At 59.1% G+C, this 24,794-nt stretch carries 23 protein-coding genes; 16 read left to right on the top strand and 7 right to left on the bottom strand.

From position 1 onward, the window contains the following. Positions 1 to 56 precede the first annotated feature (56 nt). The 6 genes from LRO94_RS12540 (at position 57) to LRO94_RS12515 (ending at position 4,264) form a co-directional block, all read left to right on the top strand. Positions 57 to 527 (top strand): hypothetical protein, encoded by a 471-nt coding sequence (locus LRO94_RS12540; protein ID WP_141606202.1) that lies wholly within the window; start codon positions 57 to 59, stop codon positions 525 to 527. A 126-nt stretch (positions 528 to 653) separates the two neighbouring features. Continuing rightward, a complete protein-coding gene (locus LRO94_RS12535) occupies positions 654 to 1,295 on the top strand; it encodes a DUF1345 domain-containing protein (protein ID WP_095185885.1) in 642 nt (213 codons plus the stop codon). 73 nt (positions 1,296 to 1,368) lie between these two features. After that, complete coding sequence (locus LRO94_RS12530) at positions 1,369 to 2,208, top strand: AraC family transcriptional regulator (protein WP_032887015.1); 840 nt, start codon at positions 1,369 to 1,371, stop codon at positions 2,206 to 2,208. Positions 2,209 to 2,262: 54 nt separating this feature from the next. Then, positions 2,263 to 2,868 (top strand): LysE family translocator, encoded by a 606-nt coding sequence (locus LRO94_RS12525; protein ID WP_179179143.1) that lies wholly within the window; start codon positions 2,263 to 2,265, stop codon positions 2,866 to 2,868. Between the two features lie 121 nt (positions 2,869 to 2,989). After that, complete coding sequence (locus tag LRO94_RS12520) at positions 2,990 to 3,766, top strand: carbohydrate binding domain-containing protein (RefSeq protein ID WP_179179144.1); 777 nt, start codon at positions 2,990 to 2,992, stop codon at positions 3,764 to 3,766. A gap of 75 nt (positions 3,767 to 3,841) precedes the next feature. Then, on the top strand, positions 3,842 to 4,264 hold the full coding sequence (locus LRO94_RS12515) for a hypothetical protein (protein ID WP_032887019.1): 423 nt from the start codon (positions 3,842 to 3,844) through the stop codon (positions 4,262 to 4,264). An 82-nt stretch (positions 4,265 to 4,346) separates the two neighbouring features. Here LRO94_RS12515 and LRO94_RS12510 read toward each other — a convergent pair whose 3' ends face one another. The 3 genes from LRO94_RS12510 to LRO94_RS12500 all read right to left on the bottom strand — a co-directional run bounded on the left by LRO94_RS12510 (position 4,347) and on the right by LRO94_RS12500 (position 10,930). Beyond that, the gene (locus LRO94_RS12510; RefSeq protein WP_233897028.1) at positions 4,347 to 6,614 is read right to left on the bottom strand and encodes an autotransporter outer membrane beta-barrel domain-containing protein; all 2,268 of its coding nucleotides are present in this window, start codon (positions 6,612 to 6,614) and stop codon (positions 4,347 to 4,349) included. A gap of 211 nt (positions 6,615 to 6,825) precedes the next feature. After that, positions 6,826 to 8,808: a hypothetical protein gene (locus tag LRO94_RS12505; protein ID WP_179179145.1), complete on the bottom strand. Its 1,983-nt coding sequence runs from the start codon at positions 8,806 to 8,808 to the stop codon at positions 6,826 to 6,828. Positions 8,809 to 8,983: 175 nt separating this feature from the next. Then, positions 8,984 to 10,930, bottom strand: a complete 1,947-nt coding sequence (locus LRO94_RS12500; RefSeq protein ID WP_179179146.1) for a hypothetical protein — start codon at positions 10,928 to 10,930, stop codon at positions 8,984 to 8,986. A gap of 225 nt (positions 10,931 to 11,155) precedes the next feature. Here LRO94_RS12500 and LRO94_RS12495 point away from each other — a divergent pair, with 225 nt between their 5' ends. The 5 genes from LRO94_RS12495 to LRO94_RS12475 are packed head-to-tail and all read left to right on the top strand — an operon-like array spanning position 11,156 to position 16,247. Then, on the top strand, positions 11,156 to 12,169 hold the full coding sequence (locus tag LRO94_RS12495) for a LacI family DNA-binding transcriptional regulator (protein ID WP_122681373.1): 1,014 nt from the start codon (positions 11,156 to 11,158) through the stop codon (positions 12,167 to 12,169). A gap of 43 nt (positions 12,170 to 12,212) precedes the next feature. Then, positions 12,213 to 12,995: a sugar phosphate isomerase/epimerase family protein gene (locus tag LRO94_RS12490; protein ID WP_095185893.1), complete on the top strand. Its 783-nt coding sequence runs from the start codon at positions 12,213 to 12,215 to the stop codon at positions 12,993 to 12,995. Then, the gene (locus LRO94_RS12485; protein WP_179179147.1) at positions 12,988 to 13,929 is read left to right on the top strand and encodes a sugar kinase; all 942 of its coding nucleotides are present in this window, start codon (positions 12,988 to 12,990) and stop codon (positions 13,927 to 13,929) included. Before LRO94_RS12490 ends, LRO94_RS12485 begins: the two co-directional genes overlap by 8 nt. A 45-nt stretch (positions 13,930 to 13,974) precedes the next feature. After that, positions 13,975 to 15,273 carry an MFS transporter gene (locus LRO94_RS12480; RefSeq protein ID WP_095185895.1) on the top strand — a complete coding sequence of 433 codons (1,299 nt, stop codon included), beginning with the start codon at positions 13,975 to 13,977 and terminating at the stop codon, positions 15,271 to 15,273. Next, positions 15,270 to 16,247, top strand: coding sequence for a 2-hydroxyacid dehydrogenase (locus LRO94_RS12475; protein ID WP_032887030.1), 978 nt, complete (start codon positions 15,270 to 15,272; stop codon positions 16,245 to 16,247). The genes LRO94_RS12480 and LRO94_RS12475 overlap by 4 nt, the downstream gene beginning before the upstream one ends. Before the next feature lie 134 nt (positions 16,248 to 16,381). On the opposite strand, the gene LRO94_RS12470 is transcribed toward LRO94_RS12475, so the two are convergent. Then, a complete protein-coding gene (locus LRO94_RS12470; RefSeq protein ID WP_032887031.1) occupies positions 16,382 to 18,007 on the bottom strand; it encodes a methyl-accepting chemotaxis protein in 1,626 nt (541 codons plus the stop codon). A 232-nt stretch (positions 18,008 to 18,239) separates the two neighbouring features. Between LRO94_RS12470 and LRO94_RS12465 the strand changes: the two genes are divergently transcribed. The 3 genes from LRO94_RS12465 to LRO94_RS12455 are packed head-to-tail and all read left to right on the top strand — an operon-like array spanning position 18,240 to position 20,705. Beyond that, the gene (locus LRO94_RS12465; protein ID WP_099602898.1) at positions 18,240 to 19,667 is read left to right on the top strand and encodes a nucleobase:cation symporter-2 family protein; all 1,428 of its coding nucleotides are present in this window, start codon (positions 18,240 to 18,242) and stop codon (positions 19,665 to 19,667) included. Between the two features lie 12 nt (positions 19,668 to 19,679). Continuing rightward, complete coding sequence (locus LRO94_RS12460; protein WP_032887033.1) at positions 19,680 to 20,141, top strand: LEA type 2 family protein; 462 nt, start codon at positions 19,680 to 19,682, stop codon at positions 20,139 to 20,141. A gap of 18 nt (positions 20,142 to 20,159) precedes the next feature. Continuing rightward, the gene (locus tag LRO94_RS12455; RefSeq protein WP_179179148.1) at positions 20,160 to 20,705 is read left to right on the top strand and encodes a GNAT family N-acetyltransferase; all 546 of its coding nucleotides are present in this window, start codon (positions 20,160 to 20,162) and stop codon (positions 20,703 to 20,705) included. Between the two features lie 119 nt (positions 20,706 to 20,824). On the opposite strand, the gene LRO94_RS12450 is transcribed toward LRO94_RS12455, so the two are convergent. After that, entirely contained in the window at positions 20,825 to 21,751 is a 927-nt protein-coding gene (locus LRO94_RS12450) for a carbon-nitrogen hydrolase family protein (RefSeq protein WP_032887037.1), read from the bottom strand. Positions 21,752 to 21,842: 91 nt separating this feature from the next. On the opposite strand from LRO94_RS12450, the gene LRO94_RS12445 reads away from it, so the two are divergent. Further along, positions 21,843 to 22,763: a LysR family transcriptional regulator gene (locus LRO94_RS12445; protein WP_179179149.1), complete on the top strand. Its 921-nt coding sequence runs from the start codon at positions 21,843 to 21,845 to the stop codon at positions 22,761 to 22,763. Here the strand turns inward: LRO94_RS12445 and LRO94_RS12440 are convergent. Next, positions 22,735 to 22,989, bottom strand: coding sequence for a hypothetical protein (locus LRO94_RS12440; RefSeq protein ID WP_003190904.1), 255 nt, complete (start codon positions 22,987 to 22,989; stop codon positions 22,735 to 22,737). The genes LRO94_RS12445 and LRO94_RS12440 overlap by 29 nt on opposite strands. A 163-nt stretch (positions 22,990 to 23,152) precedes the next feature. Here LRO94_RS12440 and LRO94_RS12435 point away from each other — a divergent pair, with 163 nt between their 5' ends. Beyond that, positions 23,153 to 23,473: a DUF883 family protein gene (locus LRO94_RS12435; RefSeq protein WP_032887039.1), complete on the top strand. Its 321-nt coding sequence runs from the start codon at positions 23,153 to 23,155 to the stop codon at positions 23,471 to 23,473. A gap of 151 nt (positions 23,474 to 23,624) precedes the next feature. Here LRO94_RS12435 and LRO94_RS12430 read toward each other — a convergent pair whose 3' ends face one another. Further along, positions 23,625 to 24,662 carry an Ldh family oxidoreductase gene (locus LRO94_RS12430; RefSeq protein ID WP_179179150.1) on the bottom strand — a complete coding sequence of 346 codons (1,038 nt, stop codon included), beginning with the start codon at positions 24,660 to 24,662 and terminating at the stop codon, positions 23,625 to 23,627. Between the last annotated feature and the right edge of the window lie 132 nt (positions 24,663 to 24,794).

The raw sequence follows: 24,794 nt of genomic DNA, 5'->3' as shown, positions 1-24,794 counted from the left end.
ACCACAGCAAGTCAGGTACAGCTAAACGGCCAACGATGACAAAAGGTAGCGAAACCATGATCAGCCAACACAAGAAAACGGCAAACCAGAAACAGAGTTCCGAAGGAACGTTCAGCGTTGATATCAATGATAATCAGCACTTCAATGGCACCGAGGTCTCATTGAAGTACTTTTTCCCCGAGGGATTCATACTCGACGTCTATGACGCTAACTGGCACAACAACAATGTGCTGTTCATTGTTGAAAACGCTAATAATACTGGCCAGCACTTGAAGATTGGGGCTGACGAACGCGCTAGGGCGTACTTCGCTTTCTGGGTTGGAGGGGGATTTTATCGCCTTGCATATGCCGACCGTGGGGAACTTACATACTTCTACAACCTGCAAACCAAAGAGATCCACGGAACGTTCTGGTTCGAAATAGACGACGAAGAGGGACAGTCTGTTGCCTATTCATTTACCAACGGTAAGTTCAGGGTCAAGGAACTCAATCAACTGGTAACCACAGCGACACCGCTCGCACCGTGACGATTGATCGCTCCCAGTGATCGTTCCTTCGCTGCGAGTAGGGACGATCCTTCTGGCAGCCATCGCGGGCTCGCGCCAACAGCCGAATAGGCTATCGTGCTCACAAATAGCCTTTAGTGAGCCACCATGCCCTTCCTCGCCCGTACCCACCCTCGCCTCTCCGCCGCCGCCGTACTGGGTCTTGCCGCAGGCATCCTGATGCCCGCCGAAACACTCATCAGCAAAATCCTGATCGGCTGGAACGCTGGGGTCTGGACCTACCTGGTGCTGATGCTGTGGCTGACCAGCCGCGCCAAGGCCGAAGACGTCAAACGCATCGCCGAAGTCGAGGACGAAAACGCCGGGCTGGTGCTGTTCATGGTGTGCATCGCCGCCATCGCGAGCCTGGCGACCATTACTTTCGAATTGGTGGGCAGCAAGGAGTTGGCCACCGGGCAACGCCTGTTGCACTACGGTTTCACCGGGCTGACGGTCATCGGCTCATGGCTGCTGATCGGGGTGATTTTCAGCGTGCACTACGCCCGGCTCTATTACACCTGGGCAGGCAAGGAACCGGCGCTGCGTTTCGCCGAAGGGTTGCTCACGCCCAACTACTGGGACTTCCTGTACTTCTCCTTCACCATCGGCGTGGCCGTGCAGACCTCGGATGTGGGCGTCGCCACCCGTGGCCTGCGCAAGGTTGTACTGGCGCAGTCGTTGATCGGCTTTCTGTTCAACACCGCGATACTGGGGTTCTCGATCAATATCGCCGCCGGCCTGTTCGGCTAGCCTTGCACAAACCTTCTAGACGCTCATTAGCGGATGGGCGCCAATAGCCTCACTTATTCCTCAACGGTGATGTATGGCCGCGCACAATTGGATCGACCTGTCTCAGGACGCCGACACTGGCATCGAGACCCTGCGCGCGCATTTTGAAGGCCATGCCTATGACCCCCATTGGCATGACAGCTACCTGATCGGCGTCACCGAACAAGGCGTGCAGCAATTCAACTGCCGCCGTGCCCGCCACAACAGCGTGCCCGGCCAGGTTTTTTTGGTGGAGCCTGGCGAAGTGCATGACGGCGACGCGCCCACGGCGGACGGCTTCACCTACCACATGCTGTACCTAGACCCACAGTGGCTGGCGCGGGAAGTGAGTGCGGTATTTGAAGAAGCGCCGGTCAACAGTCAATTGGGCTTCGCCAGCACCCTGGCCAACGATCCACGCCTGGCGCTGTCCACCAGCCAAGCCTTCCAGACACTGCACAGCGGTGAACTGCGCATCGTGCGGCAACGGGCAATGGACCACTTGCTGGAATGCCTCACCGACCAACTCTACTGGCGCACCCGCTACCGCGAAGATCCGCGCCTGCCGCGGGTGGCCCACAAGGCCCGGGAATACCTGCATGACCACCTGCATCAGGACGTGGGCATGGACGAACTGGCCCTGGCCTGCGGCGTCGACCGCTTTCGTCTGAGTCGCGCCTTCAAAAGCGCTTTCGGCCTGCCGCCCCACGCCTACCTGGTGCAACTGCGCCTGGCCCGCGCGCGCCACTTGCTGGGCAAGGGCGCGCAACCGGCCGATGTGGCGATTGCCTTGGGCTTCGCCGATCAAAGTCACTTGGGCCGCTGGTTCGTGCGCGCCTATGGCCTGACACCGGCGGCGTACCGCAAGCGCTGCTCAAACGTTCCAGACAGCTAAGTCACGGGCTTGCAAGGATGGACACCACTGATCTGTTCACTGGAGTCCCGTCCCATGCTGTCTACCTTACTGCCCTTCGCGTTATTTGCCTTCGTCGCCTCCATTACGCCCGGCCCCACCAACATCCTGGTGCTGAGCAACAGTGCCCGCTATGGCCTGCGGGCGGCACTGCCGATCATCCTCGGGGCTTGTGCCGGTGCAGCGGGCATTGTGCTGATAGTGGGTTCGGGGTTCGGTGAGTCGCTGATTCATCTGCCCAAGGTACAAGCCACCCTGCAGTGGGTCGGCGTCGCATGGCTTAGCTACCTCGCCTGGCAGATTTTCTGTGCACCCGCCCAGGCCGTTGAGCGCGATGCACCCCACAAGCGCCTGGGCCTGCTCGGCGCCGCCAGCCTGCAACTGGTCAACCCCAAGACCTGGATGATGGCGTTGGCGGTGGTCAGTGTGTTTGCGGGGCAAGGAGACGGGCGTCAGGCGCATGTGCTGACCCTGTCCCTGATGTTTTTTGTGGTGTCCCTGCCGTGTCTTGGCATGTGGGCGGTGCTGGGCGCCGGATCGACCCGGCTGCTGGGCTCGGCCAGGGCCATGCAACGGTTCAATCGGTTAATGGCGATCTTATTGCTGATGTCGGCCTGGATGAGTGTGTGGACACAGGGCTAGAACCGACGAATGGCAGAGCGAACCTGTTAGTTCTGACAGTTGCCAACCCTGCTCTTATAGCGCGCAATAGCTTCACCCACAGGGATTCATCGGAGCTGGCGAGATGCCTGGACAGAGTACGTTGATCAACAATTTGCTGCGCAACGGCAACTTCAGCAAATTTGGCGCCGACTGGACCACGCAAGACAGCGTGGACTACTCACGCCAGTATTGCCGCGTACTCACCGGCCAGGCTTCCCAAGTCATTGACGCCAGTGCCGAAACAACCTATCTGCTCGAGTTCTGGAGCCAGGTCCTGTTTAAAGGTAACGGCACGCTTTCTATTCGTTCCAACGTGCCCGGTGCCGACTTGGAAGTTGAGCTCAACGACTTCCATGTTTGGAGATGGCAGCAAATCAGCTTCACCACTCCACCGGCGACAACCCTCCTCACCGTGGCTATCACCGGCACCGGCGGAGAAGTGTGCGTCGACGAGATGCAACTGACCCTGGATACGGGCATCCCGCCCCGACCTGAGTTGGTGCTTAACGGGGATTTCTCCAACAACATGGATCACTGGAGTACCGAAGGCTCCCCGATCGGCTCCGGCACTCATTTTGACGGTAGTACCTTTCAGTGCACCCTGGGCGGCCGCGCCCGGCAAACCGTCCCTGTCACCGGAGGAAACACCTACGAATTTTCCTTTCGCTCGCGCAGTGATTTTGGCGGGCATGGGTTCTGTCGATTCGAAGTTGAGCCATCCGGCACGTTTGCGGAAATTCGCGTAGATGCGTCGAGCTGGACCACCTATCCAGAGGAACTGGCGATGCCCGCCAGCGCTACCGCGCTAACCATCATTCTTATTGGCATTGATGGCGCAGAATTTTTCGATGATGTCTCGTTGAGACGCAAAGCTTGAGCCTATCCGCAACCACTGCGCCTCCATCCAGGACGTGAACCGGAGTCGCGATCACTATGTAGAGGAGATGTCGCCATGACAGCCGTTCAAGAAATACTCACCCCAAAATCATCCCAAGAGCTTAATCATTTCAAAGGAACAATCGACGGGAAGGACTTTACTGCCACAGTGTTTTCCATCTCCAAAACAGCGGACCGATGGACTGTTTCCGGCACTCAAGTCGTCGTTCCGGGTGTCCGTCATAAAATCCAGCTTTCGTTTCCGACGGCTTTAACGGAAGGCGTTTACAAACTGGAAGACGAACGTCATCAGATTAGGCTGACCTATACAACAGATGACTTGTTGGATCCCATCTTTATACGCGGTGATACAGGCCTCATTGACTTGACCACCATAGACCCAGCCAATGATCACGTTGAAGGCGGATTGCTAAACATCCTCACACACGATGATGGAAATCCTGTCTCTACCATCACTGCGTTGTTCAGGGTGCGTTGAGCCCTGAGCGATAACCAAAAGCCACCGCCCAGACACCCAAAAAGGAAGCCGAAGCTTCCTTTTTGGATTACCGCACAGGCTTTTACCAGCTATAGCGCAACCCCACGTTAACGCCCCACGGTTGATCCACATGCTTGCCTTGGCTGTGTTCAAAGTCGCCATGCAACTGCAGGTTCTGCGAGAGCGACACCGCCACACCCGCGCCAAACTCGGCACGCGAGCCCGACAGATCATTCTTGAAGACTTGGCCGTTCACCCGCGCTTTGTTATCGCTGGCAAACTCGTGGGCCACTGCAGCGCGAAGATACGGCTGAACCACACTGCCGTCATTCATGATGAAATCGCGGCCTACCGTCACACCCAATTTACCCAGCACAGAGTGAGTATTTTCACCTTTTGCCTGGAGGCCGTTGTCCAGATCATACTTCTTGCCCTTGACCACCACCGTAGAGGCCTGAGCAAAGGGCTCAATGAAGAACGCGTCATCCAGTTTGATGTGGCGCCCCACTTCCGCCGACGCACCAATACCGTTGGTTCCGTACTTGCCTTTAGCCTGGGCACCATCGCTCATGCCGACCTTGGATTCGTTCTCGAAGCGGTTGGCTTTGACGACACCGTCGAAGTAGTAACCGCTGTCCGCATCCATCCACGTCGCATAGAGACCGGCGTAGTAGCTTTTCACTGTTCCGGAGGTGCCACGGCTCAAGTCCAGGTCCGAGGTGCTGTGCCCCGCCATGACACCGACCAGCCAATTGCTGTCTTCGCTCAGCGGTGTATCTGCACCGAGGGAGAACCCGCGCTGAGTCTGTTTGAAACCCGTACCGTTGGCATCAGAGACTGTGTATTTATTGCCATAACTACGAATCCAACCGCCGGCCTGGGCATCATTGTGCCGCAATTCGCCCATGCGACTGCGCAACGAGGTCATCTCGCCGTACCACACGGTAGGCGCGGTATTGAGCAGCGCCAGTACCGAACGCGTGCCCGGGCTGATAGTGCGTGCGCTGGGGTCGAGAAACCAGTCGTTGCCATCCTGCTTAAGGCCATAAGACCAGGCACCGATATCCACGGCGCCTCCCGCCAGAGAGAACTCCGCGTCGCCGCCACCGGTATGCACGATGTGCACGTCACCGGGGGAAACAGGTTCCAAACCACTGCTGGCCACTAACAAACTGTGTTGGCCGGTAGCTTCCCCGGTGATATTCAGGAAATCGTTCGAGCCGACCGCAAAGTCGGCGCCCATCACGAACGTGCCGTTACCACTGAGGGTGTCCAGGTTCAACTGGTAAAACGCATCGGTCTCACCGAATTTCACCGTACCGCCAGCGAGATCCAGGTCCCCCACCAAGCTGTCACCGGTCAGGTTCCAGAACGACCCATCAGCAATGCTCAAGGTGCTGACGTTCAACAAAGCGCCCGTCAACGATGCGTTGTTGTGCAAATTCAAGTTGGCATTGCTGCCAGCTTCAACGATGACATTGCCGTTCAAGTGGCTGTTATTGACGTTCATATTGGCCGTCGCACCACCGGTCACTTCCAGCAGGTTGCCGTTGCCGCCGATCAATTGAGAGCCGTTGTTCACATCGATGGTTGCCGTCGGCACCCGACCCGGCAAGCCGGCGACCAGAATTGCCGCGCCGGTTTGACCTTCGACTGTCGTCTGATCCAGGACCAGTGAGCCATCTTGAGTGGTTCCGGCCACACGGGTAAAACGAACACCATTTTGCTCACCCAACAGCACACTATTCTGGGCAAACGCAGAACCGCCGATTAACAACACGCCGGTGCTGCCGACGGCAGTCCCTTGTACCAGGGAATCCTGCAAATACAGTTCACTGAATTGAGTCGCCGATGCACCCGCTTGTGCGCCCTTTATCGTGCTGTGACTGACGTCTGCACGAGAACCATCCGGCGTCGAGCTATAACGATTGAGTACCAGGCCGATAGATTGGGCACTTTCCAGGTGGCTGCCGGAAATGGTCGCGCTGCCGTTGGTCAGCTCCATCGCTGACGCGCCCGCAGCACTGGCTTTAACAGTCGCGGCGTCCAGGCTCACAGTGGAACCTTCCTGGGCAACAATACGTTCAATGGCGCTGCCACTATTCACGGTCAATTGCGCACCCAGGCTAAGGATGGCACCGGTAGTTGCTCCGTTGACGGTCAGGCTGGAGCCGGCCTGCAGCGCCCAGTTTTTTACTGCCTCTCCAGACTCAATAACTTTGGATTCACCTGGGGCGACGACTTCCTGACTTGCCTGGCTTTGTACCGCTACGCCCAGCAACAGGCCCAGTGAAGACACCTTGACAGCCGCACTTATGGGGGAAAGTTTAAAAAAATACTTGATGGACATGCTGTAACACTCGCTCTAACTAAATGCCATGAATCAGTGGCATGACTCGTTCCGAAGGAGTGGAGCCAGACCTGTAGAGGCCGCGAGGTTATAGTTGGGGGAGGTAGGCGTAAGTAGGATAAATCTGAAGAGCGCAGAAGAACTGAGTGGTGCAACCGTAGTAAAAAGCACCGAGACACATCATGTCTCGGTGCTTGTCGCACGCCTTGGGTTACACGGGCGTTCCATCGCAATAGTTATTGGACGTCACCATGCGAATCGGAACAACCGCAGGTATCGATCGTGCCGGTGTTCCGGCGATGTCCAGAGAGTATTGGAGCCAGAGCGTATTCCACGGCGCGGTCGCACCGACCACTTTGAGATGCGGATCGAACGGTTTGAGTTCGAAGATAAACCCTTTCGCCGCCATCTCCGCGTCCAGCGTAACTGAAGCTGTACCGCGTGTAGCCTCGATAGGGATATCGCCTAGAAGTCCCGTAGAAGCAACAAACTCAACGGTGACTTGTTTTCCATCCGCAAAGAACTCAGGACTGGGGGGAATCCTCACCTCAACGTGTCTATCACTCCACGGCGTGCCGGCATCTGTCGGCCGCAAGGACTCACAGCGAAGCCTGCCTCTAGAATCCTGGCTCCAGGGTCCCAAATGGAGAAACTCCGCCGGGTCGAGTTGATGAGTAATGGCATCGTCCACTCTCACGGACGTGCTATCCGAGTAGTTGCTATTGCTTGCCCCGGAGCGGCTCACACCATAGAACACCGGAATATCGTCGCCATTGCCCCCCGCAGCAATCGCAATTTTATCTACCTCGATTTCGACCTCAGTGCCAGGCCCATCGCCAGGCCCAACCGTGTATGAGCCTGCCAGGTTCAGCTTGCTCCCCCAATACAGCTTAATGACGTCGTCTTGTTCCGGCTCAGGGTCAACAGACCACAAATCGAAGGTGGCCAGGATGGGGGCAACGTGATCGATGTCGGCGGAGTTCAGGTAGTTCGTCGTTGGGGCCGACGCGGGGCCGGTGATGGTGACGATGTCCAGGTCTGGGCTAGGCTCGCCCGGAACCGGACCCGGAGGCCCAACAACGCTTAAATCAACACTCACCAGAGTGTCATCGGTCGGAGAATTGGTAGAGCCGGTCCTGATGATGTCATAACTGGCCGTCACCGAAACCGGGCCTTCCTGATCGGCGTACTCGTCCACAATCAGTTGGCCAGGAACCGTGAATTCGAACGGAAAAACCCCGCTTAGAGGCGCCAGAGCGGTGGTCTGGTCGCCCCAATGCAACCTGTATTGATCGCTCGGCTCCCATGCATATTGTGGAATGGCCCCCTTCACGCCGGCCTGCCATGCTTCGATATCCACCATCCCACCAGAGGGTGGTGCAACGATTACAAGAGGATCCAGGTTCAGGTTTGCACTGCGCTTAAGCCTGCGCCCGGTGGGGATTCTGGAAATCTCGCTGTAATTGCCGGCAGCGTCTACGAATTGGCAGTAGGCAAATAAAATGCCATCAGCCATAGCAGCAATGGCTGAAATAGGTACGTTGAACACTGTTCCACCAGCCTCCATGGGTTTACTGCCCAAAGAGGGCGCGTCGTCAGGCGGCTGGGTGGCGGTAACCCAGACCCGGGCCACGGTGTCCCCCGCCTCATAATCCCCGTAGCCCGGAATACCGAGCTCAATCCCTCCGGGGTTCAGGTCCAAGGTCTCTTGCGTAATATCAACACCGAGAGGCAATGAAGCCGGCCAAACAACTCTTGCAGGTGCTTCACTCTTACCGGGCGCTTTGTAAGGACCGTACAGATCAATCTTGACCCGTTGTTGGGCAGAGAAGTCTAAATAATCACTGCCCGAACCGGGCCTTACTTTAAACCTGAGATCAAACTCACCATGGCCGAGGGATAAGGTACTGACGGTAATTTGAACGAAAGGTCCCGTCGGTTGAACATCAAAGTGAATAAGATCCAGCGGTATCCAGAGGGCTTCCCCAACCTTGCTGTAATACATCTGCAGCTCATCCCCGTCATCCGGGAAACTCCAGATGGGGCAGTCAACCCTCAAACCGCCATCGCTGTCCAAGTGCGGCCGCCAGATTAAACCGCTTGTACCATTGAGGGCCTGAGGAAAAATCGGCGCAGCCAGGTTGGGGTCTTCCCAGCCCGCCACACTTGCTTTTTTTGAACGGTTAATTGCCATCTCAGTTTCTCCTTGCCAGTAGTAAGGCGCTCAAGAATGACCCGGGTATATTGTCGGCCGCTCAGCAACCGAAACAGCCGCCAGCCCGTACATAACCAAGTTCAAATCAAGCACAATGAAGAACGATCAATTAATCTTTAATTACCCTTCACAGCCACGAATGGAAACTTCGTTTTTAGTCAGGACCATCACCACCAGGCCCACAAAACAGTGGCAAACCATGTGATCTACGCCGATCAATTTTTATATAACGAATCAATGAGCTGCCTATGCGAGTTTTATTACGCCATACCGTGAACTCAGCATAAGCGCCTGCCTCGTCTTTCATGGGTTTTACATAAGGAACATAAGGCACGACACATTCGTAATAACCCTGAGCCTCATGGGCGGCCGACCAATAATCCACAAACACCTCAGTGGTTTCCGGGATAGGCTGGTTGCCGCCGAAGCCAAGCGTACCCTGCCATTTCAGCCGCACTTCGTCCCCTATCTTGATATCAGGATGTTTGAGCACGTGAACACGAACCCCGTCCCAGATGGGTGGCTTGGTGTCACAGTTCAACCAGGCGTTACTGTTTGCATGTGGAAATTCCGGCCGAGGAAATCTAACCGGCGGGGCTATATTTATATTCACCAGTTGACTGGGCGCCAGTTGGTCATTCACACCATTACGGGTTCGATAACTCACTGGGAACGCCGGGTTATTGGGTGTTTCAGCAACCACCGACCACGCAATAGGGGTAAATGTCACCAAGGCCCCTGCTACGTCCCCGGGCTGTACATGATAGGAGGCCACGGGCTCTTCTTTATCTCCCCAATACAAGTCCAACCACTTACCGACACTCGGACCGTCGGGCAGCGCGACGGTCGCCGTGACAGGTTGATCCGAATCACTGAAATCCAAGTGGTTGGCCGTATCGGAAACCGCACCGCGAATCTCGACCCGCTCCAAGTGTCGATTCAACTCATCAGGTGCCTGATCATGATCCACGCCAAAGACCCGGAAGTCGGCATCGACATGCCGCACGGGCGATGGAATGGCCGTCGGAACGCCTGCACGATAAATGAAGTATTGGACCGGTAGATGGGTCTGCAGGTAACCCTTCTGGATCAACGTAGACCAGGGCACCGGCACCACTTTCGGAAAACCCTCGACCCCCTCTTTTGCCAGAACAATACCGTCCCAGCTGACCACTACCTCGTCTGCCGGATCCCAACCGGAATAGGCTTCAAACCTCACATTGACGCCCGCACGTGCATCCGCGCGATCAATCAGACCGTCGAATTCGTAGGCAAGGACCTGGGGTGGTTTAAGCCCACTTGGAGACGGTTTCAAATTGATGTAGACGGGCGTAGGCCCCGAATAATTGGTTTGCTGGTTACCTGCCCGGTCACGCAGGCCATAACGAATAAACCGCGGGCCATTCGGTAATTGTCGAAACAAAATAGAAGGCATAGTGACTAGCAACGGATCCTGAACAGTCGTGAGCGTGTACGTATAGTTGGCCTCGAAAGGGTTCGACTCTTCGCTCAATAATAAAAAAATCAATATATCGTCACGGAGTTGGGCATCTATATACCTGGGAATACGCAGACCCGTGTTCTCATACTTGCTCAAATACTCTTCAGTGACGCCGTGCTCGATGATCTCGTTGTTTATGAAGGTCGCAGGCTGCAAAGGCCCCGTCCCACCGGGCGGTATCCAGTCCAGTGTGAAGGTCGTGGTATATGGGCAGTGTTCTATGCCGCCGGGTCCGTCAACATAATAGGTAAGGTCATACGAGCCGCTGATCTTCAGCCAGTTTCCACCTATGGTCAGCTCCACAGGGAAATCGTCTTCCTGGGTGAGTGGCCCTTCTAAAGGAATCGGTGTCAGCGGATAGGCTGGCTCAGGCGTATGAGGTTTGATGAAGAAGTGGACATAGTCCGTCTCACCCTCTTGGGCAGGGAACCTCCAGATGTTCTTCAACTGAATTTTTATCGGGTGGTACAAAAACTCAGTGGGAATCAATCCGACTGGATCACCCTCAATGGCATCCACTACTACAGCGGCCTCAAGTGACGATACCTGCCCTTCTGAACGGCCGCAGAAGGATTTTTGGGTGGTCTTCGAAAGCGTCATCGTGCGCTCCTTGATGCTCAGACAGACAGGTAGAAAACCATGGCTGGATCAAATTAAGCGCCCATTTCGAACCTCTGGATACTGTCATAAGTAACAGGTAGGCGACCCCTTTCGTCGGATTCCACAGGAGCCTCCCGACGAGCGCCCCCTTGACGCAAGGGTTGTGTTGGTGTTTCCTGAAACCGGTTTCAAGGCAACCTCCAAACTAATAAAAAAGGCTCTACCGTGACTTCCTTTTCCGATGCCCAGCGCTCTCGCGTCACCATGCTCGACGTCGCCCAACACGCCGGTGTATCCAAGGCCAGCGTGTCGCGCTTTATCGGCGACGACCGTGCCCTGCTCTCCGATGCCATTGCCTTGCGCATTGAGCAAGCCATCGAACAGCTTGGCTACCGCCCCAACCAGATGGCCCGTGGCCTGAAACGTGGCCGCACCCGTCTGATCGGCATGCTGGTAGCCGATATCCGCAACCCCTATTCCATTGCCGTGATGCACGGCGTCGAAACCGCCTGCCGCCAGCACGGCTACAGCCTGGTGGTGTGCAACACCGACCGCGACGACGAGCAGGAACGCCAACACCTGGCTGCACTGCGCTCGTACAACATCGAAGGGCTGATCGTGAATACCCTCGGCCATCACCTCGACCAACTGCTGGAACTGCAACGGGAAATGCCTCTGGTGCTGGTGGACCGCAAGGTCGAGCCGCTGCACAGCGACCTGGTGGGGCTGGATAACCCGGCAGCAGTGCGCATGGCGGTGGAGCATCTGGAACAACAGGGTTATCGCGAGGTATTGCTGGTGAGCGAAGCCGCCGATGGCACCAGTTCACGGGTAGAACGTTTGGACAGTTTCAAGGCCGAAATTGCCCGGCGCCCGGCGCTGACCGGCGCGGTGCTGGAGTTGGATGGCAACCTCGAAACCGGCCTAAAGAATTTTCTCGCCAAGCCTGGCCCCAAGGCGGTGTTCTGTGCCAACGGCGTCGCCGCGCTGGCCTGTACTCATGCGCTCAAGACGCTGGGCTGCAACTTGTTTGAAGACGTGGGCCTGATCGCCCTGGATGACCTGGATTGGTATCCGTTGGTGGGCAACGGCATCACCGCCCTCGCCCAGCCGACCGAGGCAATTGGCGCCAGCGCGTTCGACTGCCTGCTCAAGCGCTTGCGCGGTGACGATGCACCCACGCGCACCCTGGACTTCCTGCCACAACTGATCGTTCGCGGTTCTACCCACCGTCGATAATTTTTTTGCACAAAAATGAAACCGGTTTCAGAGGTAAACAACAATGCATAAATACCCCGTCTCCATCAGCCTTTCGAGCTACGGCGCCGACTTGGTCCGCCAGCAAGGCCAGTTGAGTTTTGTCCAGCTATTGGCCGCCGCCGGTGCCCAACGCATCGAGTGGCGAGAAGAGTTGCTGACCGGCGAAAACGCCGCCGAACTCGCCCAGGCCGCTGCCGAAAAAGGGCTGGAAGCCGTGTTCTCATCGCCCCTGGAACTGTGGGTCGCCGGTCGCGCCCAACCCAACGCCGAACTGAACGCGACTCTGGACCGCGCCCAGGCTTTTGGCGCGCGCTGGTTGAAAGTCTCACTCGGTTACTTCACCGACACTAACGATCTGGAAAGCCTGCACGCTCTGCTCAACCGCCACCCGGTCCATCTGTTGGTGGAAAACGACCAGACTCTGCACGGCGGGCGCATCGAGCCCATGCAGAGGTTCTTCACCGAGGTCGAGCGCCTGGGCCTGCCGGTGAAAATGACCTTCGACATCGGCAACTGGCAATGGCAGGACCAATCCGCCCTCACCGCTGCGCGCCTGTTGGGCCGGCATGTGGACTACCTGCACTGCAAGGCCGTGGCCCGCCGCCCGGACGGCAAGTTGGTCGCGCTGCCGCCTGGCGCCACCGACCTGCACCTGTGGGAACAACTGCTCAAGCACATGACTCAAGGCATTACGCGGGCGGTGGAATTTCCGCTGCAAGGCGATGACCTGATTGATGTCACCGCCCAACAGGTCGCCACCCTTGCCCTGCTCGGCCAACCCCGCCAGGAGAATGCCCATGTCTGAGATCGATATCCTGTCGTTCGGTGAAACCATGGCGATGTTCGTCGCCGAGCAGACCGGTGATTTGGCGCAGGTCAGCCAGTTTCACAAACGCATCGCCGGAGCCGACAGCAATGTCGCCATTGGCCTGTCGCGCCTGGGCTTCAACGTGGCCTGGTTGAGCCGGGTAGGCAACGACTCCCTCGGCCGCTACGTGGTCGACACCCTGCAAAAGGAAGGCCTGGATTGCCGGAATGTGGCCGTCGACCCGCTGCACCCCACCGGCTTTCAGTTCAAGTCGCGCGAAGAAGCCGGCGCCGATCCCCAGGTGGAGTATTTCCGCAAAGGCTCGGCTGCCAGCCATTTGTCCATCGCCGCCATCAGCCCTGCGCTGCTGCAAGCCCGTCATTTGCACGCCACCGGGATTCCGCCGGCGTTGTCCGAGGCCACCGGTGAACTGTCCGTCGAGTTGATGACCCGGATGCGCAAGGCCGGGCGCAGCGTGTCATTCGACCCGAACCTGCGGCCGTCGCTGTGGGCCAGCCAAGCCCAGATGATCCGCCAGATCAACGCCCTCGCCGGCCTGGCCGATTGGGTGTTGCCCGGCTTGAGCGAAGGCCGCCTGCTTACCGGTTTCGACGACCCGGCCGACATCGCCGCGTTCTACCTGGACCAGGGCGCCGAAGCCGTGGCCATCAAGCTCGGCCCAGACGGTGCCTACTACCGCACCCACTTGGACCAAGGCTTCGTCGCCGCGGTACGGGTGGACAAGGTCGTAGACACCGTCGGCGCCGGCGATGGGTTTGCCGTGGGCATGATCAGTGCCCTGCTGGAAAACCTGAGTTTCCCCGAGGCGGTACAGCGCGGTAACTGGATCGGCAGCCGCGCCGTGCAAAGCCGTGGCGATATGGAAGGCCTGCCCACCCGCGCTGAATTACCCACCCGATCCGTTGCGTGACCCACACCCTGTTGCCACAACTACAACAAGCTCAGGAGCAACCTCATGGAAACCGTGAAATTCGCCACCCGTCGTTGGTGGTACATCATGCCCATCGTTTTTATCACCTACAGCCTGGCCTATCTGGACCGCGCCAATTACGGGTTCGCCGCCGCCTCCGGGATGGCCGAAGACTTGATGATTACTCCCGGCATGTCGTCGTTGCTGGGCGCACTGTTTTTCCTCGGCTACTTTTTCTTCCAGGTGCCGGGGGCGATCTACGCGCAGAAGCGCAGTGTTAAAAAGCTGATTTTCGTCAGCCTGATCCTCTGGGGCGGCCTGGCCACCCTGACCGGCGTGGTGTCCAACGCCTACATGCTGATCGTTATTCGTTTCATGCTCGGCGTGGTCGAAGCCGCAGTGATGCCGGCGATGCTGGTGTACCTGTGCCACTGGTTCACCCGCGCCGAACGATCGCGGGCCAACACCTTCCTGATCCTCGGCAACCCGGTGACCATGCTGTGGATGTCGGTGGTGTCGGGTTACCTGGTGCAGCATTTCAGCTGGCGTTGGATGTTTATCATCGAAGGCCTGCCCGCGGTGCTGTGGGCGTTTATCTGGTGGAAGCTGGCCGATGAGCGTCCCAAGGATGCCAAGTGGCTGAGCGACAGCGAAAAGCACAGCCTGGAAACCGCCCTCGCCGCCGAACAGGTGGGCATTAAGGCGGTTAAAAATTACGCCGAAGCGTTCCGCTCGCCCAAGGTGATCATCCTGGCGCTGCAGTTTTTCTGCTGGAGCATCGGCGTGTACGGTTTTGTGCTGTGGCTGCCGTCGATCCTCAAGGCCGGTTTGCAGATGGACATGGTCGAAGCAGGCTGGCTGTCGGCACTGCCGTACCTGGCGGCAGTGATCGGCATGCTGGTGGTGAGCTGGGGGTCGGACAAACTGCAAAAACGTAAACGCTTTGTATGGCCGCCGCTATTGATTGCCTCCATCGCGTTCTATGCCTCCTACGTACTCGGCGCCGAACACTTCTGGTGGTCCTACACCCTGCTGGTGATTGCCGGGGCCTGCATGTATGCGCCTTATGGACCGTTTTTCGCGATCGTCCCGGAAATCCTGCCCGCCAACGTCGCCGGCGGCGCCATGGCGCTGATCAACAGCATGGGCGCGCTCGGCTCGTTCGGCGGTTCGTACCTGGTGGGCTACCTCAATAGCAGCACGGGTTCACCCGGCGCTTCGTACCTGCTGATGAGCGGTGCGTTGATGCTGGCGGTGGTGCTGACGATTTTCCTCAAGCCAGGCGCCAGCGACCGTGAGCGCGTGCCCCTGCCAACCCTCGAATTGAAGGTAAAAGCCCAATGAAAAAGTCTGTGGTGTTGTACAAGAAACTCTCCGCGCCGCTGATGGCCCGCCTGCATGAACAGGCCGAGGTCACGCTGATCGAAGCCCTGGACGACACCGGCCTGGCCAAGCTGCGCGACGCCCTGCCGACCGCCCATGGCCTGCTGGGCGCGAGCCTGCGCCTGGATGCCAAATTGCTGGATCTGGCGCCTCACCTGGAGGCGGTAGCCAGCGTGTCGGTCGGGGTCGACAACTACGACATCGACTACCTGACCCAACGCGGCATCCTGCTCAGCAACACGCCGGACGTGCTGACCGAAACCACCGCCGACACCGGCTTCGCGCTGATCCTCGCCACCGCCCGGCGCGTGGTGGAACTGGCTGATATGGTGCGCGCCGGCCAATGGAACAAAAACATCGGCCCCTCGCACTTTGGCAGCGATGTGCACGGCAAGACCCTGGGCATCATCGGCATGGGCCGCATCGGCGAAGCCCTGGCCCAGCGCGGGCATTTTGGCTTTGGCATGCCGGTGATCTACCACAGCCATTCGCCCAAGCCGGCGGTGGAACAACGCTTTGGCGCGCAATACCGCAGCTTGAACGACTTGCTGGAGCAAGCCGATTTTGTCTGCCTGACGTTGCCGCTTACGGCTGAAACCGAAAAACTGATCGGCGCGCAAGAGTTTGCGCGGATGGGCCCCGAGACGATCTTCATCAATATCTCGCGGGGCAAGGTGGTCGACGAAGCGGCGCTGGTCGAGGCGTTGCAGCAGCGCACAATTCGGGCAGCGGGGCTGGATGTGTTCGAAAAGGAACCGCTGGATCACGGCTCGCCGTTGCTGCGTTTGAACAACGTGGTGGCAACCCCGCATATCGGCTCGGCGACCCATGAGACGCGGGAGGCGATGGCCACCTGTGCGGTGGATAATCTGCTGGCGGCATTGGCGGGCGAACGGCCAAAAAACCTGGTGAACCCAGATGCCTGGAAACACTAGTTTCTAACACTGCAGAGAACACATGTGGGAGGGGGCTTGCCCCCGATAGCGGTGGATCAGTTATAGATATCTTGACTGACACACCGCCATCGGGGGCAGGCCCCCTTCCACATTTGATTGCTTTGCACAGTGGGTCAGATCACGAACTTGGCCACCATCCCGTTCAAATCCACCGCCAGGCGTGACAGTTCATGGCTGGCAGCGCTGGTCTGGTTGGCCCCCGCCGCCGACTGGGTGGCCAGGTCGCGGATATTCACCAGGTTGCGGTCCACCTCGCGGGACACCTGAGCCTGTTCCTCCGAGGCGCTGGCGATCACCAGGTTGCGCTCGTTGATCAGGCTGATCGACTGGGTAATCTGCTCCAGCGCCACCCCGGCGGCGCGGGCCATTTCCAGGGTGCTCTGGGTACGTTGATTGCTCTGCTGCATCGATTGCACCGCTTCACCGGTGCCGTTCTGGATGCCGGCGACCATTTTTTCGATTTCCTGTGTCGACTGCGCGGTGCGGTGAGCCAAGGCCCGCACTTCGTCCGCCACCACCGCAAAGCCACGCCCGGCTTCACCGGCGCGGGCCGCTTCAATGGCGGCGTTGAGCGCCAGCAGGTTGGTCTGCTCAGCGATCGCGCGGATCACATCAAGCACCTTGCCGATATCGCGGCCCTGAGTGGCCAGGCCTTCGATCATCGCGGCGGTGTTCTGCACGTCCTGGGTCATGGTCTGGATCGCGCCGACGGTTTCCACCACCCGGTCGCGCCCTTCCCGTGCAGCCTGGTTCGACTGGCTGGACGCCTCAGAGGTGGACACCGCATTACGCGCCACCTCTTCGACTGCGGCGGTCATCTCGTTAACCGCGGTGGCCGCCTGATCGATTTCATTGTTCTGTTGCTGCAAGCCTTTGGAGGCTTCTTCGGTGACCGCGCTGAGTTCCTCCGCGGCAGACGCCAGTTGGGTGGCCGAACCGGCGATGTGCTGGATGGTCTGGCGCAGGTTCGCTTGCATCGCGGCCAGGGCGCCGATCAAGCGAGCCGGTTCGTCGTTGCCGTCGTCTGCGATGGTGCTGCTGAGGTTGCCGGCGGCGATGGTTTCGGCCACGGTCACGGCTTTGCGCAACGGCGTGACGATGCTGCGGGTCAGCAACCAGGCCAGTAATACGGTGAGCAACGCGGCGGCGACCGAGACCATAATCACGCCGGTGATGGCACTGTCGTACCCTCGCCCAGCTTCAGCGTCGGCGGTCTTGGCGTCAGCGGCGTTGATGGCAATCAACTTGTTCAGCTGTTCGCCCATCTGATCGGTGCCGTCCTTGATACGGGTGTTGATCAGAGCACGCATTTCATCGACCTTGCCTTGCCTGGACAGGGTCAGCATGTCGGCCTGGGCCTTGAGGTAGTTGTCCAGGGTCGTACCAAATGTCTTGTACAAAGCCGCCTCTTCCGGCCCGGCGGGCAGCGTGGCGTAACCGGCCTGGGCGGTCTTGACCTTGTCGGCCAACACACCGATGCGGGTTTCTGCTTCCTGCAAAGCGGCCGGTTCACGGTTGACCAGCACGCGAAAGGACAGGATGCGCAGGCGCAGCACGTTTTCCGTGATCGTGCCCAGGTACGTCACGCTGGGCAACAGGTTGGCACTCATGGCCACTGACGCCTCGCGAATCAGGGTCATGCGGTTGACCGCAAACACTCCAAGGACAACCACTAACAGCGCGATGAACGCGAAACCCAGAGAAGCACGAGGGGCGATATTCAGGTGACGGAGGGACATAGGCGAGACTCTCAGGAGTAGTGTTTGCGCGCGTCCCTGCCGCGAAACGATCCGCCGGTGTCAACGCACCGCTCAGACCTTGGCCCACTGTTGTTATTGAGGGGTGGGCCTATAAACGGTATCGGCCGGCTGCAGCATTTTATGCAGGGGGTTCATAAATATTTTTTTACACTTCTGACGACTAGCGGTTTCTGGCATCCTGCGCCTCCATTTTCTGACCCGAGCCCTCAACTTGTCTGACGCTCAAGCCCCCCGCCCGCGCTATAAATCTGACCTGATCTACGGCCTGGAAGACCGCCCACACTTCACCGCAGCGATCTTTGCCGCGTTGCAGCATGTGCTGGCGAGTTTCGTCGGCATCATCACCCCAACCCTGATCGTCGGTGGTGTGCTCGGCCTGGAAAGCGAAGTGCCGTACCTGGTGAGCATGGCGCTGTTTGTGTCGGGGCTCGGCACTTTTGTGCAGGCACGCAAGTTCGGCCCGATCGGTTCGGGGCTGCTGTGCCTGCAAGGCACCAGTTTTTCGTTTATCAGCGTGATCCTCAGCGCGGGTTTCATGGTCAAGGCCCGGGGCGGCGGCACCGATGAAATCCTTTCGACCATCTTTGGCATCTGCTTTTTCGCGGCGTTTATCGAAGTGGTCCTGAGCCAATTCATCGGCAAACTGCGCAAGCTGATCACCCCGGTGGTCACCGGCACCATCATTACCTTAATGGGCTTATCGCTGATCAAGGTGGCGGTCACCGACATGGCCGGCGGCTTCGGCGCCAGTGACCTGGGTGCCGCGAGCAATATGGGCCTGGCGGCGCTGGTGCTCGTGACCATCGTGGTGCTCAACCGCTTCAACAACCCGTTCCTGCGCCTGGGCTCGATCGTAATCGGCCTGACATTGGGCTTTGTGGTCGCCTGGTGGATGGGCCGCGTCGACCTGGCCGCCTTGCCCCACGTGCCCTTGATCAGCGTGCCGGTGCCGTTCAAGTACGGTTTCTCGTTCGACTGGGTGGCGTTTATCCCGGTGGCAGTGATCTTCCTGATTTCGCCGCTGGAAGCGGCGGGTGATCTGACAGCCAACTCAATGATTTCCCAGCAGCCGGTCAAGGGTCCGCTGTATATCAAGCGCATCAAGTCCGGCTTGCTGGCCGACGGCCTCAACTCGGCGATGGCGGCCACGTTCAACAGCCTGCCGATGGTGACCTTTGCGCAGAACAACGGCGTGATCCAGCTGACAGGCGTGGCCAGCCGCTATGTGGCGTACTTCATCGCGGGTTTACTGGTACTGCTGGGGCTGTTCCCGATGATCGGCGCGGTGCTGCAACTGATGCCCAAGCCGGTGCTGGGCGGCGCAACCCTGATCATGTTCGGCACCGTGGCCGTGGCCGGCATCAAGATCCTCGCCGAAGCCGGGCTGCACCGGCGCAATGTGCTGATCGTGGCGATCTCCCTGGGCATGGGCCTGGGCGTCGCCGCCGTGCCGGAAGTACTGCGTGACCTGCCCAAAGCCCTGCACAACATCTTCGAGTCGCCGATTACCGTGGGCGCGTTCTGTGCGATCCTGCTGAACATTTTCCTGCCGGAAGAGTTCATAGAACTGCAAGAAGATGAATTTGATCCGGAGTCCTCCACCCTCAAAGTGATGCAGGACCCGGACGTCACGAAATAGGAGCACTTTTGTATGCGCAAGCTCATGGTTCTATCACTGTTGCTGCTGACCTTGAGCGCCTGCGCGCTGTTCCCCAACCGCGATCCGGTCAACATCAATGTGGTGGGCATCGAGCCACTGCAAAGCCAGGAACTGGAAGTGCGCTTCGTCGTGAAACTGCGGGTGCAAAACCCCAATGAAACGGCGATCGACTACAACGGCGTGGCCCTGGACCTGGAGGTCAATGGCCGGCCGTTGGCGTCGGGTGTCAGTGATCAGGCCGGAAGCATCCCACGCTTTTCCGAGGCCGTTCTGAGGGTCCCCGTCAGCGTTTCTGCGTTCTCGGTGTTGCGCCAGACCCTGGGCCTGAGCCAGACCCAAAGCTTGAACAATCTGCCGTATGTGCTGCGTGGCAAACTCGCGGGTGGGCTGTTTGGCACGATGCGGTTTGTGGATCGCGGTACCCTGGACCTACCCAATACTGCCACTTGGTAAACCTGGAGTTTCTGCAACATGGATGCGTTGCCTACCCTTTACACCGAACGCCTGATTCTGCGCCCGCTGACGCTGGACGATGCGGACGCCGTCCAACAGCACTTTCCCCACTGGGACGTGGTGCGTTACCTCAACGCCCTCGTGCCCTGGCCCTACCCGGCCGACGGCGCCCTCGCCTATCTGCAAAACGTGGCCTTGCCGGCCATGGCACGGGGCGAGGAATGGCATTGGTCAATCCGCCTCAAAACCGCGCCTGAACAACTGATCGGCAACGTCAGCCTGATGGATGAAGTGGATAACAACCGTGGCTTCTGGCTGGCGCCCGCATGGCAAGGCCAGGGATTGATGGCCGAAGCCAGCGCGGCGGTGACCGACTATTGGTTCGGCGTGCTGCAACGCCCCGTGATGCGTGTCCCCAAGGCAGCGCCCAACCTGGGGTCGCGGCGAATTTCCGAGCGTACGGGGATGCGCTTGATCAGGACCGATGAGGGGCAGTTTGTCGAAGGCACCTTCCCACGGGATATCTGGGAGATGACCCGCGAGGAGTGGTTGGAATCCCAATGACCCAAACGCTGAAATCAACTGTGGGAGGGGGCTGCCCCCGATGGCAGTGGGTCAGTCACACCTGCACCCATTGACACAGCGTCTTCGCGAGCACGCCCGTTCCCACATTTAGACCCGGTTCAGTCTGTAACAAAGCGCACGCCCGGCTTGGCCCGCTCATCCACCGTCAGCTCAAACACATCCGGGCGAGCGTAGTGCCCCACCACGTCATAGTCGTACCGCGCCTTCACCAAGTCATCGGTGTTGATCTGCGCCGTCAACAGCCCAGCCCCACCCAGCAACGGCCCCGCGAGGATGTCACCCATAGGGCCGACAATCACACTGCCGCCAGCAATCAACGGACGGCCTGCTGGCCAGTTGGCAATCTCCAGCCCCAATGCCTCGGGCGAAGCTTGCACCTGGCACGCGCTCACCACAAAACAGCGCCCTTCATGGGCCACATGGCGCATGCTCACCTGCCACATTTCGCGCTCATCCACTGTTGGCGCGCACCAGACCTCGACGCCCTTGGCGTACATCGCCGTGCGTAGCAGCGGCATCATGTTTTCCCAGCACACCGCGCCACCGAGACGCCCTACTGCGGAGTCGATCACTGGCAAGGTGGAGCCATCGCCCTTGCCCCAGATCAGCCGTTCGGTGCCGGTGGGCATCAGCTTGCGATGCTTGGCCACCAGACCACCCGAGGGTTCGAAATACAGCACGGTGCAATACAGCGTGCTGCCACTACGCTCGATCACACCCAGGACCAAGCTGGCGCCGGTGCGCGCCGACAAGCCGGCCAGCGCCTCGGTTTCAGCGCCTGGCACATCAATAGCGTTGGCAAAGTAACGGGCAAACGCCTCGCGCCCCTCGGGCAGGCGGTAGCCCAGTTGTGTGCCGAAGCCTTCGCCTTTGGGATAGCCGCCCAGCAGCGCCTCGGGCATGACCACCAATTGCGCGCCGCTGCGTTTGATCTCGTCCTCGTAGCCCAGGATTTGTTCAAGGGTTGCCGCCTTGCCGTCCGGCAACGAACCCAGTTGCAAAGCTGCCACAGTAGAAACAGGCATTACGATCACTCCGAATTAGGGGGGTTGCCCATTCTCCGGCCAGCCGTGATCATGAATAAAGCCCACCTCAGCACTGAATGATATGAGCCAAATGAATATCGCCCAGGTCGATCTGAACCTGCTGAAGACCTTTGAAGCGCTGCACGACGAATCCAGCGCCAGCCGCGCGGCATTGCGCCTGGGCGTCACGCAATCGGCCATCAGTGCGGGCTTGCGACGCTTGCGCGAGGTGTACGGCGACCCGCTGTTCGTGCGCACCGGCCGAGGCTTGGCGCCGACGTTGCGGGCCAATCAGTTAAAGCCGGTGATCAGCGAGGCGCTGGACCGTTGCCGACAGAGCCTGGCGATGGTCAACCCGGATAACCCGCATTACCAAGGGCGTTCCGTGGTAGTGGGGTTGTCCGATGATTTCGAGATCGCCTACGGTCGCCGCTTGATGCAGGAGATCGCTCAACGTTTGCCGAAACTGCGCGTTATCTTTCGCCAGACCCACAGCCAGATCGTGGCAGGCGCCCTGCTCGACCGCACGCTCGATCTGGCAATTACCGCCGGCGGGTTTGCGCAGAACCGTTTGAGTCGACAGGTATTGGCGGAAGGAGACTACCGTTGCCTGGTAGACCCCGGCAGTCTTGCGCCGGACCAGAACAGCATCGGCCTGGAAGAGTTCGTCAGCCGCGAGCATGTGCTGGTGTCGTCCGGCGGTTTTATTGGGATTACGGATGAGGGCCTTGCAGCGCTGGGGTTGAGCCGGCAGGTGTGTGCGTCGACCAGCCACTTTGCCGCGCTGCCGTTTTTGCTCAAGGGCAGCCACGCGGTTGCGACCATTCCGGGGCATGCGGCACAGGCGATCGCCGAGATGACAGGCCTGCGCGTACTGCCCTGCCCGGTGGCGCTGCCGCGCTACCCCGTGGAACTCGGCTGGCGGACACAGGCCCAGTTGGACCCTATGTTGCTCAAAGTACGTGAGGCGATTGCCGCCAGCTTTACTTCGCCGCTGCCATCAGCTTGTTGACTTCGCTGCGCACCATATTGGAAAACTCTGGCGGTGACATGCCATCAAGCTCTGCGCGGACCCACTCGGCCCACTTGCCCTTGCGCTTGGCACGCTCACCGAACAACCGCGCCGCTTCGCCCTTGGCCTTGCCCAGATTGGTTTGCCACAGGTCATAGAGGCGGGACTTTTCATCTTCCAGCTCGGCACGTTCGGCGAGGGTCTTGTTGGCGAGATTGAAGCTCATGTTGAATTACCTGCTGCACAAATAGGCGACATCTTACACTGTAGGTCGAAATTTCCTGATTCGGATTTTGGCTGGAACTGCGCTCAAGCAAAAAAACTGCAACTTTTGCCATCGCGCGATACTCCATTGTTCACTGTCACATTCACTCGCAAGGAGTCACACAATGGCCCGCAAAACTGCTGCCCAAGCTGTCGAAGACCAGATCAAGGATCAAGCCTTCAGCGAACTCACCGCGCTGATCGAAGAGTCGGACAAACTGCTCAAAAGCAGCGCCGCCCTGGTAGGCGAAGAAGGCGAAACCCTGCGTGAGCAGGTCGCGATCAAACTCAAGCAAGCCCTGGACTCAGTGTCCAACGTGCGCGAGCGTAGCAAGCCGGTGGTGGATGCCACCGAAACCTACATCGGTGGCCACCCGTGGCAAACCGTGGCCATTTCCGCAGGTTTTGGCCTGGTAGTGGGTTTGTTGCTGGGTCGTCGTAACTGATCAAGCAAGCGGCGCAATAGCAACCACACCGCTGATGCTATTGCGCCGTTGCCCTGGCTCTTGATCTGTCTGTGATCTTGATCTAATGCCCCCCGGCAAACGGCTATCGCTGACAAACCAGCGCTTACACTCAAGCTGCGCCAAACCCTTCTCAGTCAGTCACCAGCGCCTGTAATCGCGCCAGATCCTCAGCCTCCAGCTCAATCCCCACCTCCAACGACTTCGCCCGCGTGCGATGACGTCGATCCCCCGGCAACCTGCGCAACCCTGCCGCATGCATCTGCCGCACCAGTTCCTGGCTGCGCTCGGCAAAGCTTTGCCCAGCGGTTTTGCTCGGGTCGATCACGATCAACAACTGCCCAGTCCACGGCGTGCGGGCGCCTGGGTGATCTGCCCAATCAAACTCAAAGGAGAAGTTGCCTCCGGTCAAAGCCGCCGCCAACAGTTCGACCATCATCGACAACGCCGACCCCTTGTGCCCGCCAAACGGCAGCAACGCGCCGCCTTCGAGCACGGCTTTAGGGTCAGTGGTGGGTTGGCCGAGGCTGTCGACGCCCATGCCCGGCGGCAATCGCTCGCCCTTGCGCGCGGCTATTTGCACGTCGCCATGGGCAATGGCGCTGGTGGCCAGGTCGAAGACAATGGGCGCGCCATCGGCACGCGGTGCGGCGAAAGCGATGGGGTTGGTGCCGAACAACGGGCGGTCGGCGCCATGGGGCACCACGCAGGTCATGCTGTTGACTACGCTCAGCGCCACCAGGCCTTCTTCGGCGAAGGGTTCGACGTCGGGCCAAAGCGCCGCAAAGTGATGGGAGTTGTGAATCGCCAGCAACGCAATACCGGCGCTGCGGGCCTTGTCCTCCAGCAACCCACGCGCTGCCGCCAGAGCCGGCTGAGCGAACCCGTTGCCGGCATCGACCCGCACGAAGCCGGACGCCACGTCGGTGACCACCGGCACCGCCTGGCCGTTGACCCAGCCGCTGGCCAGGGTGCTGAGGTAACCAGGGATGCGGAAGATGCCGTGGCTGTGAGCGCCATCGCGCTCGGCGCTGGCGCAGTTGTGCGCAAGGATCGCCGCGACGTCGGGCGAGGTGCCGTGCTTGACGAAGATCGCCTGCAGCAACGCCTTCAGCTCGTTGAAACCCATGAATGCTGTAGCACTGTCGATGATCGGGGACTGGGCAGACATCTGTAGCTCCGATTTTATAATTGGAAGAGACAACAACAATCCAGACCCGTCGATTAAACAACGCCTCCTGTGCTTGCTGTCAACGTCCGCTTGCCGCCGAAGCAGTTATCTACCGCCCCGCCCCTGGCGCAA

The organism is Pseudomonas sivasensis (genome assembly GCF_021391435.1).
In the GTDB taxonomy this organism is placed as follows: domain Bacteria; phylum Pseudomonadota; class Gammaproteobacteria; order Pseudomonadales; family Pseudomonadaceae; genus Aquipseudomonas; species Aquipseudomonas sivasensis.
The sequence above is the reverse complement of the archived record's forward strand: the minus strand, read 5'-3'. Positions and strand labels throughout refer to the sequence as shown.

What these genes read in the sequence shown, in the direction of transcription:
- LRO94_RS12540 (WP_141606202.1), top strand. Translation starts at nt 57, where the DNA reads ATGATCAGCCAACACAAGAAAACGGCAAACCAGAAACAGAGTTCCGAA.
- LRO94_RS12535 (WP_095185885.1), top strand. Translation starts at nt 654, where the DNA reads ATGCCCTTCCTCGCCCGTACCCACCCTCGCCTCTCCGCCGCCGCCGTA.
- LRO94_RS12530 (WP_032887015.1), top strand. Translation starts at nt 1,369, where the DNA reads ATGGCCGCGCACAATTGGATCGACCTGTCTCAGGACGCCGACACTGGC.
- LRO94_RS12525 (WP_179179143.1), top strand. Translation starts at nt 2,263, where the DNA reads ATGCTGTCTACCTTACTGCCCTTCGCGTTATTTGCCTTCGTCGCCTCC.
- LRO94_RS12515 (WP_032887019.1), top strand. Translation starts at nt 3,842, where the DNA reads ATGACAGCCGTTCAAGAAATACTCACCCCAAAATCATCCCAAGAGCTT.
- LRO94_RS12510 (WP_233897028.1), bottom strand. Translation starts at nt 6,614, where the DNA reads ATGTCCATCAAGTATTTTTTTAAACTTTCCCCCATAAGTGCGGCTGTC.
- LRO94_RS12505 (WP_179179145.1), bottom strand. Translation starts at nt 8,808, where the DNA reads ATGGCAATTAACCGTTCAAAAAAAGCAAGTGTGGCGGGCTGGGAAGAC.
- LRO94_RS12500 (WP_179179146.1), bottom strand. Translation starts at nt 10,930, where the DNA reads ATGACGCTTTCGAAGACCACCCAAAAATCCTTCTGCGGCCGTTCAGAA.
- LRO94_RS12490 (WP_095185893.1), top strand. Translation starts at nt 12,213, where the DNA reads ATGCATAAATACCCCGTCTCCATCAGCCTTTCGAGCTACGGCGCCGAC.
- LRO94_RS12485 (WP_179179147.1), top strand. Translation starts at nt 12,988, where the DNA reads ATGTCTGAGATCGATATCCTGTCGTTCGGTGAAACCATGGCGATGTTC.
- LRO94_RS12480 (WP_095185895.1), top strand. Translation starts at nt 13,975, where the DNA reads ATGGAAACCGTGAAATTCGCCACCCGTCGTTGGTGGTACATCATGCCC.
- LRO94_RS12475 (WP_032887030.1), top strand. Translation starts at nt 15,270, where the DNA reads ATGAAAAAGTCTGTGGTGTTGTACAAGAAACTCTCCGCGCCGCTGATG.
- LRO94_RS12470 (WP_032887031.1), bottom strand. Translation starts at nt 18,007, where the DNA reads ATGTCCCTCCGTCACCTGAATATCGCCCCTCGTGCTTCTCTGGGTTTC.
- LRO94_RS12460 (WP_032887033.1), top strand. Translation starts at nt 19,680, where the DNA reads ATGCGCAAGCTCATGGTTCTATCACTGTTGCTGCTGACCTTGAGCGCC.
- LRO94_RS12455 (WP_179179148.1), top strand. Translation starts at nt 20,160, where the DNA reads ATGGATGCGTTGCCTACCCTTTACACCGAACGCCTGATTCTGCGCCCG.
- LRO94_RS12450 (WP_032887037.1), bottom strand. Translation starts at nt 21,751, where the DNA reads ATGCCTGTTTCTACTGTGGCAGCTTTGCAACTGGGTTCGTTGCCGGAC.
- LRO94_RS12445 (WP_179179149.1), top strand. Translation starts at nt 21,843, where the DNA reads ATGAATATCGCCCAGGTCGATCTGAACCTGCTGAAGACCTTTGAAGCG.
- LRO94_RS12440 (WP_003190904.1), bottom strand. Translation starts at nt 22,989, where the DNA reads ATGAGCTTCAATCTCGCCAACAAGACCCTCGCCGAACGTGCCGAGCTG.
- LRO94_RS12435 (WP_032887039.1), top strand. Translation starts at nt 23,153, where the DNA reads ATGGCCCGCAAAACTGCTGCCCAAGCTGTCGAAGACCAGATCAAGGAT.
- LRO94_RS12430 (WP_179179150.1), bottom strand. Translation starts at nt 24,662, where the DNA reads ATGTCTGCCCAGTCCCCGATCATCGACAGTGCTACAGCATTCATGGGT.